We start from the raw sequence: 13,500 nt of genomic DNA on the forward strand, positions 1-13,500 counted from the left end.
GGTTTCCGAATTTAAGGCAAGGGCGCATATCTTCCTGCATTTGGCGTGTGGATTGACGCCTATATTTCGTGCCTTCAGCGCTTGGATTTCGGGGTCAACACCTATCCACAGGGTGAAGCCCTGTGGATAGGTGTTGTGCGCTTTCAGCGCTTGGGTTTATATTCGTTGCTACTCAACAGATGGGACATCCTATTATCGATTGGGTCTGGCTCCTAATGCATCGTATCAATTCTCAGCATTGAATGTGAGCCATCCCCCAGCGATGGGTGCAGCACATCGTCGCCAGAAAGTGGTTGGGGGGGTACGGACGAAAATCGTATCAAATCGTACACGTAAACATGGGATGGGTAGGTAGAATTACCTCCCGACTCTGGTCAGCATAGGTGCTGCGCCTTCAACCGCGGGTTTTGGTCGTGTTCGGATTTACTGCGTCTTCCGAAACGCCGCAAGCTCTTTGTATACCCTTCTTCGCGCCCGATTGATTCCTCCTACCGGGGTATGGTCTTTCAGGCCTATCCAGGGCGAGAACTCCATTTTTTCACCCAGGGCGATCCGTTCGGGGGTATCAAAATTCTGCATGGGCAGGGTAAGCGTCGCGAGCGGAATGGTAGCCGCCTTCCATACTTTCGAGGTGTTTTCCAGGGGATGTTCGGATTCATTCTCGTGGACTTGCACGCACAGCGTGAAGGAATGGGTATTTTTGTCCAGATCATGAATCAGTTGTTCCTTCAAAAAGGAGTCCGACTTGGGTTTGTCCAGGGTGTAGCCCAGTGAGGCATCCTGCGGATGGAGCACAAATTTGACGTACCGCTCCGGTCCGAACCGAAAGGCACCTCCCGAAAAATAGGTTTGAGAAAGCAGGTTGTCGTGTTTGGCAGAATGGGTCAGGGTGAGAAATATGCTTCGCCAGTGCCGGGGGTTTAGGGCGAACCATAGCTGCGCCCAGAATCCAAATAAAACGGCCCGGATTGCTTTTTTGTACAGACGGATATTCCAGGCTGACAGGATGGGACTGGTGGTCAGCAGGAAATTTTGACTGGGAACGCCGATTGGATCCGCTTCCAGCATTTCGCCTTCTACCTCAAGTACCTTGATGGCCAGTCCCCGGCCGGAAGCCGGCTTGTCAGACTGCACCTTGGGTGGCGCATTGGACAGCCGCACCCAGGCATCGTAGCTTTTCGGCTCTTTAAACAAACCCTGCAGCAGTTCGGGAGGAATATCCGGTAGCACCTGTAGGGTTCCTTTCAGCAATCCGTGCATTTTGGGATGGAAGTTTCTCAGCACCGTACCCTCGGGATAGGTCGCTTGCAGAAACGTTTTCATTTCCTGAATCAGTTCCTGAATGTCTTTTTCTTCTGCTTCGGTATACAACTTATCCATTGGCTGACAGGTAGTGCAGGGCCCGGATTCCGGGAAAAAAGAAATACGCCCCACCTTTGAGTACTGTAAAATTGGGTAGTCCCGAAAGAACCTTCCGTACCGGGTATTCCGGTATGCTAAAGGAATCGGTTTTTCTACGTTCGTTTTGGTAATGGTTGCCGATAATGGGGTCCGCATCGTTTTCCAGTCCACCGAATTTGTGGAAGTTCACCCAGTTGTTTTGGACGAATTCAAACTGCCGTCGGATATCGGTGACCAGGCAGATAAAATGCAGGCCCCGCTCTGATCCGTCGTCCGGGCTTTGCAGGATCGCATGCGGGTCCAGTTCCGGGCTGAGGGGAGGACCATAGGGCCTTCCTTTTCGTAACATGCGGTGTTTGGCTGCCATCTCCCGGGAATCCTTTTGCGTTCGTTCTGTCACCAGGTGGTCCCGGGGATTGGTTCGCCGAATATGCGCACCGATGGGACACTTCAAACCGGCTTTGTCCTCCTCCCAAAACCCAAAATCATTGGCATCGGATAGGGAAGGGTCCGGCTGGGTCGGACAGCGCGTTAGCGGCGATCCATCGGGCCACCTGCCGACCATTTTACTGGCCAGCGCTATGGCTGCATCGGCGTCGCCCGCAGTCGTTTTCATGTACTGCCAAAAGTCGGAGACCCGTTGTTCCATTTGCCGGAATACCAGGTAGCAGCCATTTTTGCCCAGGTCCCGTTGTTCGCCGTAATCCGGGTGCGGGGGAAGCTTGTTTTGGGGATCCAGCGCCTGGGGCACGGTGGGGGCAGGGGCAAACTCATCGTACAGGTTTTTGTAGCCCATGATAAACTCTCCGGCGGGAAAACTGGTCTCCGGATCCAACTCCGTATTACCGACCAATTCCCGAATGATGGGCCGGGAGATGTCGTCACGGAAGCCAAAATGCTCCTTTTGTCCGTAAAGCAGGCCTGTGGGCAGCGCTTGCTTTAGCTGAACCCCATGAGTCTGGCTCAGTCCGTCGAGCCAGGCCATGCTTTTTTCCAACTGCTGCTCGTCTTTTGCATACACCAACAGTAAGAAATGCAGCGGTTCATCGCCCCAGTTCCAGTGGTGGGAGGCATGCTCGCCGGTATCTCCCAGGATTAACTGCCGGTGTATGTCGTTCATGCCTTCTTTGAATTCCCTCGAAAAGGAATCCAACACCGCATCGGGAAGCTGCAGAAATGCAAGCCCGGGATGGGTAAACGCTACCTGAAAGGCTTCAGATGCCGGCTTTTCCGAAGCGGGTGTGATTTTTGGAAGGATTTCCCGGATAAAAGCCAGGGTCATTCCCGGGTCGGTTCCGGTATACAGCAGGTACCGGGCGGTAGGAAGATTGCCGTAGCCCCGAACCAACAACCCTTGTATGTCTTCTTTTTCCAGTTTGTTCATAATTAAATACTTAGTAACCATTCCCGGATAGCGGTATCGTCCAATTCTTTAAAAAGGCCTTCCCGAAAGGTCCGGTTTTGTTTCAGGTTTTCCACGCTTAAATCCCGGTTGTAGCTGTACCAAAACTGGGTAATTTTCTGGTGGGCACGAACGCCCTTCATGTATTCACTGCGGTGGTTGTATTGCTTGTGTACCAGCCAGCGGGTGGCGGGGAAGCCAAAGGCATGGCTGAAAATAACGGCCATGTTCATGGACCTTCGCTCACTGTCGACAAAATCATGGGCGTAGGCTTCGGATAAATTGTCAAAATTGGCGATAAACACCAGGCGCTTTCCCCGGTCCATTTGCAGCCATCGGGCCGTATGGACGGTGGGGATGTAGGCAAAATAGGCCACCAGCCCCACCAGTTTTAGGGTTACCGCCAAAAATACCCGGCGGATCCATCCCTTCTTCAAGGGGGCAATCACGGTCATTTCATTGATTACCGGATTCGTCTCCAACGCAACGATCTCACGTACCTTCTCGTCCGGTAGGGGATCGGAAGGTTCGTGGGGATTGTTTTCGTTGAGGCGCAGGAGTAAAAAAAGCAGCAGCAAGGTGAGCACAAATGCCGGGAAAATCCAGGCAAGCCACTGAAATACCCCGGCATCTGAAAAAAACAAAGCAATCAGCGAGACGATGGAGGCAACCATCACCAGGGAAAAAACGACTAGAGGAGCTAGCATCTGGAGTTTATTCCGAAAAGAAAACGGTACCCCCCGCGAGGCCCAATGGAACTTCGGGTGGTTTTTCACAAATTGTTCGATTTTTTCTTTTACTTCGGCAGGGGCTGTTTCGGAACCCAGATTGCCCGGGCCCTGCAGGTAGTCCAATACGGCCGCTTTCAGTGCCGCTTCCTTGTCTGCTTCTTTGGTAGTAATGAATTTGAATCCGGAGTAAAAGGTATTGGGAATGCTTTTTTGCTGCAAGAAACGAATTAACTCCTGCTCGCCGGTTTCACCTGAAGGAAATTCCGGACTCTGGCCAAAAACCTGTCGTAGCTGAGGTCCTAGAAATGCTACCAACTCTTTGAGATGGGCAGCTTTGCTTCCCACGTAGCTACTGAGCAACAGAATACGCGCGGGAAGGGGTTCTTTCCCCGCATAGTGCTGCACCGGGAGGGTCAGCCAACTGATAAAAAAAGTACCGGAAAGGGATTTCCGGTAGGTTTCCTGATAGATTTTCAGGTCTTTGCGGTACTCCGAGAGAAGCCCGTTTACGTAAGGGATTTTTTTTTCGTCCAGTGTGACGGTAACGGTAAGGCCTTTGTGGACAGTGGACATAGAGACGGAGCTATTTTTAACCCAATATAAAAAATACTATCGATGGAATGAAATCCATTGAGCTTATTTTCTATGTATAACCTGTCTTTTTTTCGAATATTCTTTTTTATTCCGTACTAAAGCAGGCTTCCCCTGCAGGTTTTTCGTGAGAACCGGGCTACGATGGGCTCCTGCGATTCGCTTGCTGCTTTTTAGCTGATTGCTACCAAAAATCGAATAAATTGATTTATTTTATGAAATTCCCAGTAAACGTATAAACAACCCAAAATGAAACACCTGACCTATTGCCTTCTTTTCCTGTACCTGGTTTCCTGTCAACCTGCTAAAGAGGACCTTCCGCCGCCGAATATCCTCTGGATTACGAGTGAGGACAACAGTCCTTTTGCCGGTTGCTACGGAGATGCATTCGCCACCACGCCAAACATGGACGCGCTGGCAGCGTCGGGGTTTTTATACACCCATGCCTATGCGAATGTGCCGGTTTGCGCACCGGCCCGAAACACCATTTTAACCGGCGTGTATGCCAACTCGGGTGGACACCAACACATGCGTAGTTACTACGACAAATCCCAGCAGGTGGGCTTTTATCCCCGAATGCTTCGGGAAGCAGGTTATTATTGCACCAATAATGTAAAGGAGGATTACAACATTAACCCCGACCAGAATGAGAATATCTGGGACGAATCCAGCAAAACCGCTCATTACAAAAACCGGCCCGAAGGCAAGCCCTTTTTTGCGGTATTCAATACCACCATTTCTCACGAGAGCTCCATTCACAAATCCATTCCAACAGCAGAACTGCGGCACAAACCCGAGGACGTAACCCTGCCGCCGTATCACCCCGACACTCCCGAAATGCGCCATGATTGGGCACAGTATTACGACAAAATCGAAGATATGGACCAGGTTATTGGCGAGCTGCTTCGGGAACTGGACGAAAGTGGCGAAGCAGAAAATACCATCGTATTTTATTACGGCGACCACGGGGGTGTACTGGCCCGCAGCAAGCGCTACGTGTACGAGTCCGGAACCCATGTGCCCTTTATTGTCCGTATTCCCGAAAAGTACAAGCACCTGTATCCCGCCGAAAAACCGGGTTCGGAGGTAAACCGGCTGATCAGTTTTGTGGACCTGGTGCCCACCTTGTTGAGCCTTACCGGTCAGGAAATACCGGACTATTTACAAGGGAATGCCTTTTTGGGAGAGCAAAAAACGGACGACCCGGAATACGCCTTTATGTTTCGGGGCAGGATGGACGAGCGCTACGACATGAGCCGATCCGCGCGGGATAGCAAGTACCGCTACATTCGAAATTACATGCCCTATCGGGTATATGGGCAATTTTTAGAGTACCTATGGCGGGCCCCTTCCATTCAGTCCTGGGAAGCGGCCTACAAAGCCGGCGAATGCAACGAGGTGCAATCCAGATTTTGGAATACCAAGCCAGCAGAAGAGTTGTACGATACCGAAAACGATCCCTGGGAAGTGAATAATCTGGCCAACGATCCGCAATACGCCGAGGTGTTGGAACGCATGCGGTCGGCTACCAGGGACTGGATGTTGGAAATCAACGACACGGGCTTTATTCCTGAGGCGGAGTTGATCGATCGTACCCAGGAAACCACCGCTTACGATTACATGAGAACCTCCGGTATTGACCTAAACGCACTGATAGATGGTGCCAATCTGGCCTCAAATCCCAGAAAAGGCGACATTCCTTTTCTAAAAGAGATGCTGGCCAGCGAAGAAGCAGCCGTCCGGTATTGGGGAGCCACGGGCTTGTTGATTCTGGGAACCGAGGCGAAAGAAGCCGAAGAGGCGCTTCAAACTGCCCTGGCAGATGCTTCTCCCAATGTGAAAGTGGTGGCCGCCGAAGCCATGTACCGGTTGGGAAATACGGGGCAGGGGTTACAGGCCTTGTACGAAGTGTTGGAAACCCCTAACTCATTTGCCCGGACCCATGCCTTGAACGCCATCGATAGCATTGAAGATAGCGAAGCGGCTACCCAACAGGCCGTTTTGGATATGGTCGGTATGGTGGGGGAGTTTAACCGGAGTCATTACGACCTTCGGGCGGCTAAAGGTCTTCTGACCAAATGGGAGGTGGATCCCATGGACCATGGGTACGATATGAATTGGTAGGGCATGAAACGAAGGAAATTTATTTCCCGGCTGGGTGCCAGTTCCTCGCTGTTTCTGTTGGGATCCGCCGTGGAAAAAGAGCGAGGCCCTGTGTTGCCTCCCTTTTCCTACCCTCAGCCCGTCGGTTTTTCCGAGGTGCTAAACCAGCAGGGGCAGTTCCAATTGCGGCTGGAGATTCGCTCCGTGGAACAGGTTGTTCCACAACAAGTGCTCCTGGAGGTAAAAAAGCCCGGAGCCCAATTGAACCGGGTAAACGCCTATCCATTTGCAAACAAGCCGGCAACCAGCGGTGCAGACAAGCGCAGCTTTCGCTTTTCCGTGGGGAAAGCGTTTCCATTTATTTTTGCCGCCTGGATCGATCGCCCGGAACCCGGGACGAAGGTTCACCTGCTGCTGAATGGCAAAAGCTGTGAATTTACCCTGGAAACCCTGGTACAGGAGCAGCAGCTGTCCTTTACGGAGGATGAGGGGCTGCAACTTCGCTGCAATTACCTCTTGGATAAGGAAATCGGCGTCCTGGATCCGGCTACCCTCGGCATGGTACCGGATCGGCAAAAGTTTTCCTTTGTGGTCATGGCAGATCCGCAAGGGGGAGATCCGGCGACCCCAAAGGCGCATCCCACCCGAATGAAAATCCACAATGCCTTTATTTGGGACAGCGTGAACCGCGTCAATGAGTTGACTCCTAAACCCTCCTTTTCCTTGGTCTTGGGCGATATCGTAGACAATCAGGGGGAGGTGTCTCATTTTGAGGCCATGCATGCCTACCTTAAAGACATCCAAACACCCGTTCTTTACGCGATAGGGAATCACGAAACCCGCTACCAGGCAACCTTTACACCCGGCTATCGGATGGACGAGTTTGATGCCTATTTTGGTGCACAAAAGGCCATGAATGGAATGGAATGGCTGCTCTATAGTTTTGACCTGGGCGATTGGCATTTTATTGTGTGGCCGGATCCCCTGCGCAGTGATTTTTTTGAAACCCATCCCCATTATTTTGACTGGCTGGCGCGGGATCTGGAACGAAACAAGGAGAGGCCTACCCTGTTTTTTCAACACGTACCCTCCCACCCGATAGGCATCGATCCACTGATCAATTATGCCGAGTCGGTGGCGGTAAAGCAACTGCTACTCGATACCCTGGCCCGACAGGGCAATGTCCGGTACATCTTTAGCGGTCATGTACACATTCCCATCCGGGCCTCTTTCAAAACGGCTACCGAGTATAAGGGGATGCGAATGATCAATTTACCCGCTGCCGGCTACCGTCCCCGGGGGTTTGGAGAAGAAGAAATGCACGGAGGACCTTCCCAGGGTATTTTGGTAGTAGCTATCGATGGGAAGAATTGCGGAGTTTCTTTTAAAACCGTCACGGAGGAAGTATATGCCTACCCGGAAAACCTGCCGGCATTTGATGCGCAAAACTATCCGCTATGGCTCAACTACAAATGGCAGCTGGAGGCGTCTTCAGCTATTAAAAACGGAGATTTTTCCCAGGGCCTGGAATCCTGGAATACCCGGTATGTGTACAGGGAAGACGACAACCCATCCAACCGCATGGAAGTCCGGGATTTTCAGGGATACCGGGCGCTTTACCTGTTCTCTTCCAAACGAAAATACCACATTCCCGGACAAGACCGGCTTCCCCAGACCATCAACCACCTGTGCCAGGCCCTGCATGTAGGCGAGACTCCATTTTTGATTCAGTTCGATTATTGCCTCGAAAAGGAAACCGCCAGGCAAAGGGATGGTTGGGCAGGTGGGTTTGTTTGGCTGGAGGGCTTTCAGGGTAGCGTCAAACTGCTTAACCTGGCCTATTGGTTGGGGACGGGCTACAGCCAGCTATCGGACCGTTTTTCCGATAGTGCAGACGTTCCACTCCTGCATTACCAGCTGCCGACTCCCGATGAGCAATGGCGAAGTACCCAACTCAATTGGTTACAGGATTACCAAGCGGTGGGCCTGGACCTATCGGGACTGGATCGTTTGGTAATCAACCTGGGCACCTGGCACATCAACGATGGAAACGGCCCCGGATTTGGGTTCTATGTTACCAACCTGAAGCGCCTATCGGGTTCCGGTTCTTCGGTAGTGGAAGGAATCGGGGTTCAGCCCATGCCTGACGAGGCCTTGTGGCGGATGAATAAATACGAACCCTTTGTACACATAGCCGGGGAGCACCGGTACATTCGATCTACCCAACAAACCGATCCATGAAAATCAGTTCGCTTCTTTTATCCCTGTTCGTTAGTATCGGGTTTGCATGCAGCCAGCAACCCGAAGTTGCGGTCCATTCGCTAACCACCAACCACATGGACCGCCCCCTGGGCCTGGAAGAAAACCCGATCTTTGGCTGGCGAATCCAGGCAGCAAACGGTTTCAGTCAGGAAGCCTACCGACTTTTGCTTGGTACCCATCCAGATAGCCTGGAATCCGGGAAGTCAAGTAGGTGGGATTCCGGGAAAGTGTTCTCCAGTCAATCTCAGGGCCTGGCCTATCCGGGAGCATTGCCCGGAGAAGGAGAGCGGCTGTATTGGCAGGTGCAGGTTTGGGATCAAGCCGGCCGGACGGCAGTTAGCGAGCCTTCCTGGTTTGAAATGGGCTTGTTGCGGGAAGAGAATTGGAAAGCCAGTTGGATTTCACACCTGGGGGAGGATACCGATGTTCCCCCCCTAACCGCGGCTCCTTATTTTCGAAAGACCTTTGACCTACCCGGGCCCATTCAATCCGCCAGGCTGTACATCGCCGGTGTGGGTTACCACGAAGCGGTCATCAATGGGCAGAAAGTGGGAGACCATGAACTGGATCCGGCCATGACACGGTACGACAAACGGGTCAAGTACCTGGTTCACGATGTAAGCTCCTTGCTGCTACAGGGCGAGAATGTCCTTGGAGTTGTTTTGGGTAATGGCTGGTACAACCAACACACGCGTGAAGCCTGGGACTTCGATCAGGCACCCTGGAGGGATTCCCCGGCGCTCCGGTTGCAAGTAAGGGTGACGGATACGGACGGAGTGGACCATTGGATCGTTTCAGACAAAGAGTGGAAATTCAGTCTGGAAGGACCAATTATTTTTGACGGGGTACACAATGGGGAAACCTATGACGCCCGCAAGGAAATGCCGGGTTGGGCTGCTCCTGGATTTGCCGACGACTCCTGGCAGCCTGCCATTGAAATTTCCGGCCCGGAAGGCAAACCCTCCGCCCAGGTAATGCCGCCCATCCGGGTGACCGGCAGCCGGGCGCCGGAAAGCACTTGGATGGTCAATGACAGCACCGTCATGATGGATTTTGGTCAGAATCTTACCGGCTGGGCGACTATACGGGTAGCAGGGCCAGCGGGTTCACGTGTTAAGTTGCGGTATGGCGAACGCATCTATCCAGATAGCACGCTGGATGTGGAGGAACTCAGCCGTTTTATTTGGACTGGGGATACCCAGACCGACCGGTATTACCTGAAAGGTCGGGGAGAGGAATCCTGGCATCCGATCTTTACCTACCAGGGATTTCAGTACGTGGAAGTGACACGCAGTGATCCCGAGGTGGAACTCCTGGATATACAGGCCGATGTGGTCCATACCGACCTGGCCGATAACGGCTATTTTCGAAGTTCCAACGATCTATTCAATCGGCTTCAGGAAAACCTGCGCTGGTCGTTTCTGGGCAATTACCATGGCTATCCCACGGATTGTCCCCACCGCGAAAAAATGGGCTGGACCGGAGATGCCCTGTTGGTGGCCCAGACGGGAATGTACAATTTCGACCTGACCGCAGCCTATCGGAAATGGCTGGACGACTTTGTGGACGAACAACTGGAGAGCGGTGACCTGCCGGGAATCATCCCCACAAGCGGCTGGGGCTATACCTACAAACAAAGTGCAGATCCCGAACGCGGCTACGGCCCCCAGTGGGAAGGCGCCTTTCTCGAAGTTCCCTGGCAACTGTACCGGTTTACGGGAGATAGTTCCCTTGTCCGCAAGTATTATCCGGACCTGAAGCGCTACGTGGATTACCTTGAAGCACATGCCGATGGGTACCTCCTGAATTTCGGCATTGACGACCACAAGCAGCTGGAGAACAAAACCCAGGGGCCTTTCCTGGCATCCGCCTTTTTCTATTATTTCAGCGATAGGCTCTCCCGAATGGCAGCAATTGCAGGAGAGACCCAGGACCAGCAAACCTATGCCAATCTTGCCGACAGGATCCGGGAGGCGTTCAATGACCGGTATTTTGATCCGCAGGGTGGTACCTACGATCACGGCGGGCAGGCCGCTCAGGCCGTGCCCTTGTTTGTGGGCCTGGTGGAAGACGATCAGGAAACGGTGGTTCTGGCAAAGCTGTTGGAAGCCATTCAGGAAAAGGGAGGGCATATCGATGCGGGGGTAGTGGGTACAAAGGCCCTGCTACAGGTGCTGATGCGGTACGGGCAGCAGGAGGTCCTCTATGCCATGGCCAATAAGCGAACCTTTCCCGGTTGGGGATACTGGGTAGACGAATTGGGAGCCACCACGCTTTTTCAGAATTGGGACGGATCCCAATCCAGAAATCACATCATGTTTGGGTCCATTGGGGATTTCTTTTTTCAGGGGCTTGGAGGCATTCAGCCGGTGGAGGAAGCAGCAGGATTCAAGCAGATACTTTTAAAGCCATCTTTTCCCGATGACCTGGACTGGGTAGAGGCCGGTCACCGCTCGCCCTATGGCTGGATCCGATCCCATTGGAAGCGGGAAGGGGAGCGCATCCGTTGGGAAGTAGAGGTGCCGGGCAATTCATCGGCCGAAATCCGTTTGCCAGAGGGGGTAGTAGATGACCTCCGGCTAAATGGAAGGCCGGTAGCTGCATCGGACCTGGTCAATACCACCGGAGCTTACACCGGACTAATGGTGACTAGTGGCGGGCATGTGCTGGAGTTTTGATGACTGCCTGCCCGGATGCGGTTTGGCGATGGGATGGTATTGGGGAAAGGCTGCTTGAGGAAGCAACTAAAAGTCGCGGAAAAAGGGACGGTTTGTCTGGCTACGGTAGGAAAGGAGATTTTTTTGGGAATTTTCAGAGAAGTGGGAGCTGTTTACATACAATCGGACCTACCCGACGACGAAAGCAGGTGATTAAAAAATGGGAAAGTAGGGTATATTCGTTGGTAAATAGTAGGAAATACACGAGTTATTGGTAAATTTATCTGGTATTTACCAATAAACCCTACCATGCCTCTTCCTCATTTTGACGCTTCGAAGCGGCTCCCTGTCGAAAAAAAGAACGCCCGGTCGGTGGATAAAATCCCGGACGCAGCCCTTTGGGATCAGTTTCGGAGTGGAAGTGATGCGGCTTTTATTCAGGTTTATGAGCAATTTTTTGACCGGCTTTTTGCTTACGGCATGCGTCTGACGTCGGATGAATCCCTGACCCAGGATGGGATACAGGAGGTTTTTTTCGATTTAAAACGACTCCGCAAGAAGCTGGGACCTACGAACCATATCCGGTTTTATTTGCTAAAATGCCTGAAACGAAAGCTGTTTCGACTAAGGGACGGATGGGAACAGCGTCGCGTGGACCTGGCAGAGCGGGAGGGTTTTGGGTTTGAGTTATCCCACGAACAAATCCTGATAGACCAGCAGTTGGATGGGGAGCGTATTGAGCAGCTGAACCGGGCCATTGCCGAACTAAGTCCCAGGAAGAAGGAAATCATTTATTATTTTTTTTACGAGGGTCTTTCCTATGCGGAGATTCGGGAATTAATGGGATTGGATAGTAACCATACCACCCGCAACCTGATGTACAAGGCGCTGGCCTTTTTGCGGGAAACCCTGCGGTAGCCGTACTTACTTAGATCCATTCGAATGATTCTATAATCGGAATATCCATTTCGGTTTGCTTGACAATTCTTTGTCACTAAATGTGACGTAATTTTACCCCCTTGTCTCCCCCTCCTGAAACCAGGAGGGGGCCGGGGGGAGGTCATTTTTTTCATCAACTCTTCGATCATAACATGACATTTTTCCCATTCAAAAATAGTTTGAAAAAAAGTAAATTTTTTGGGTGTTGTTTTGCATACGGTCCGCATTTACTGGAAAGAAGGAAGACAACTAGCATGAAGACCAAAGAGGATTTTCTGGCTGATCCAGAATTTATTGCTTGGGTAAAGCATCCCAACGAGCAGCTGGATCGCTATTGGTCCAACTGGATGGCGGCCAATCCCGGTCAGGTGGGGGAGTTGAAACTAGCCAGGGAAATCCTACTCCGGGTTCGGTATTCAGAATACCCGGCACCCAAAAGAGTCCGGGAGGACATCCTGCAGCAATTGCTTCGGGAACCGGAGCCCCAGGAGCAATCTGAAAAAGCTGCGGGTAAAAGGGTCCTAACGTTTGGTTGGAAAGCTGTCGGGCAAGTTTACCGCATTGCCGCGATTCTGCTCCTATCTTTTGGTTTGGGCTGGTGGCTTTCGCCCCCATCCGCGCCCATTTCTTCGGGTACGCTGGCAGAGGAGATTTCCTGGATCGAAAAGGTTACCCAACCGGGTGAGAAATTGCAGTTGACCCTGGGGGACGGTAGTCGGATTTGGTTGAATGCCAACAGCAAACTCTACTTTCCGGAGAAGTTTGACTCATTGGAGCGCAGCGTACGGCTGGAAGGTGAGGCCTACTTTGAGGTAGAAAAAGACAGTTTACGGCCCTTTCATGTAGGAACCAATGGGTTGGTGACCACGGTATTGGGCACTACCTTCAATATCGCCAACCGGGAAGGATCGGCAATCGCTATTTCTCTGGTCTCCGGTGCCGTGAAGGTAACGGAGAAAACCGCATCCGATCCGGTTTGGCTCAAGCCGGGAGAGGCCCTGCACCACGACGCCGTTTCAGGAAAGCAACGCGTTAGGAATTTTGATCCGAATGTGGTGCTGGGCTGGAAGGAAGGATGGATTCGGTTTAACCATGCCTCGCTCAACGAGGTGCTGCAAACTCTGGAAAACTGGTACGGGGTGGCGTTTCGGGTACAGGGTTCGAAGCCCACCGCCTGGGAGTTTTCCGGCGAATACAAGGAGCAGACCCTGGAGGAGGTGTTGCGTAGTATGGCTTACATACAGGGCTTCCAATTCAGTATAGAAGAAAAAATAGTTCACTTAAAGTTTTAGACGTATGATATACATTCACGCGCCATAAAAAAACCGGTTGGCAAAAAACCAACCGGCTACTGGCTGGTCTGATGATGGTGTACATTGGGGAATGGGGCCATCAAGAGACCAGGCTTATTGAA

At 52.1% G+C, this 13,500-nt stretch carries 8 protein-coding genes; 5 read left to right on the forward strand and 3 right to left on the reverse strand.

The genetic code is table 11. The features are described 5' to 3' along the window. Window positions 1-423: 423 nt before the first annotated feature. From BMW71_RS15555 to BMW71_RS15565, 3 genes are read right to left on the reverse strand one after another with little or no spacing between them, the layout of a single operon-like run. Window positions 424-1,380: a catalase family protein gene (locus BMW71_RS15555; RefSeq protein WP_092175891.1), complete on the reverse strand. Its 957-nt coding sequence runs from the start codon at window positions 1,378-1,380 to the stop codon at window positions 424-426. After that, window positions 1,373-2,785, reverse strand: a complete 1,413-nt coding sequence (locus tag BMW71_RS15560; RefSeq protein ID WP_092175894.1) for a Dyp-type peroxidase — start codon at window positions 2,783-2,785, stop codon at window positions 1,373-1,375. The genes BMW71_RS15555 and BMW71_RS15560 overlap by 8 nt, the downstream gene beginning before the upstream one ends. A gap of 2 nt (window positions 2,786-2,787) precedes the next feature. Next, the gene (locus BMW71_RS15565) at window positions 2,788-4,107 is read right to left on the reverse strand and encodes a peroxidase (RefSeq protein ID WP_092175897.1); all 1,320 of its coding nucleotides are present in this window, start codon (window positions 4,105-4,107) and stop codon (window positions 2,788-2,790) included. A gap of 267 nt (window positions 4,108-4,374) precedes the next feature. Here BMW71_RS15565 and BMW71_RS15570 point away from each other — a divergent pair, with 267 nt between their 5' ends. From BMW71_RS15570 to BMW71_RS15590, 5 genes are all read left to right on the forward strand, one after another. Further along, complete coding sequence (locus tag BMW71_RS15570) at window positions 4,375-6,249, forward strand: sulfatase-like hydrolase/transferase (protein WP_092175899.1); 1,875 nt, start codon at window positions 4,375-4,377, stop codon at window positions 6,247-6,249. A 3-nt stretch (window positions 6,250-6,252) separates the two neighbouring features. Further along, on the forward strand, window positions 6,253-8,469 hold the full coding sequence (locus BMW71_RS15575) for a metallophosphoesterase family protein (protein WP_092175902.1): 2,217 nt from the start codon (window positions 6,253-6,255) through the stop codon (window positions 8,467-8,469). Next, window positions 8,466-11,168, forward strand: coding sequence for a glycoside hydrolase family 78 protein (locus BMW71_RS15580; RefSeq protein ID WP_092175905.1), 2,703 nt, complete (start codon window positions 8,466-8,468; stop codon window positions 11,166-11,168). The genes BMW71_RS15575 and BMW71_RS15580 overlap by 4 nt, the downstream gene beginning before the upstream one ends. 288 nt (window positions 11,169-11,456) lie before the next feature. Continuing rightward, window positions 11,457-12,065: an RNA polymerase sigma factor gene (locus tag BMW71_RS15585; RefSeq protein ID WP_092175908.1), complete on the forward strand. Its 609-nt coding sequence runs from the start codon at window positions 11,457-11,459 to the stop codon at window positions 12,063-12,065. Window positions 12,066-12,340: 275 nt separating this feature from the next. Beyond that, window positions 12,341-13,378: a FecR family protein gene (locus BMW71_RS15590; protein ID WP_177179664.1), complete on the forward strand. Its 1,038-nt coding sequence runs from the start codon at window positions 12,341-12,343 to the stop codon at window positions 13,376-13,378. Window positions 13,379-13,500: the final 122 nt, after the last annotated feature.

Origin of the sequence: Cyclobacterium xiamenense (genome assembly GCF_900109255.1) — a bacterium.
GTDB lineage: Bacteria > Bacteroidota > Bacteroidia > Cytophagales > Cyclobacteriaceae > Cyclobacterium > Cyclobacterium xiamenense.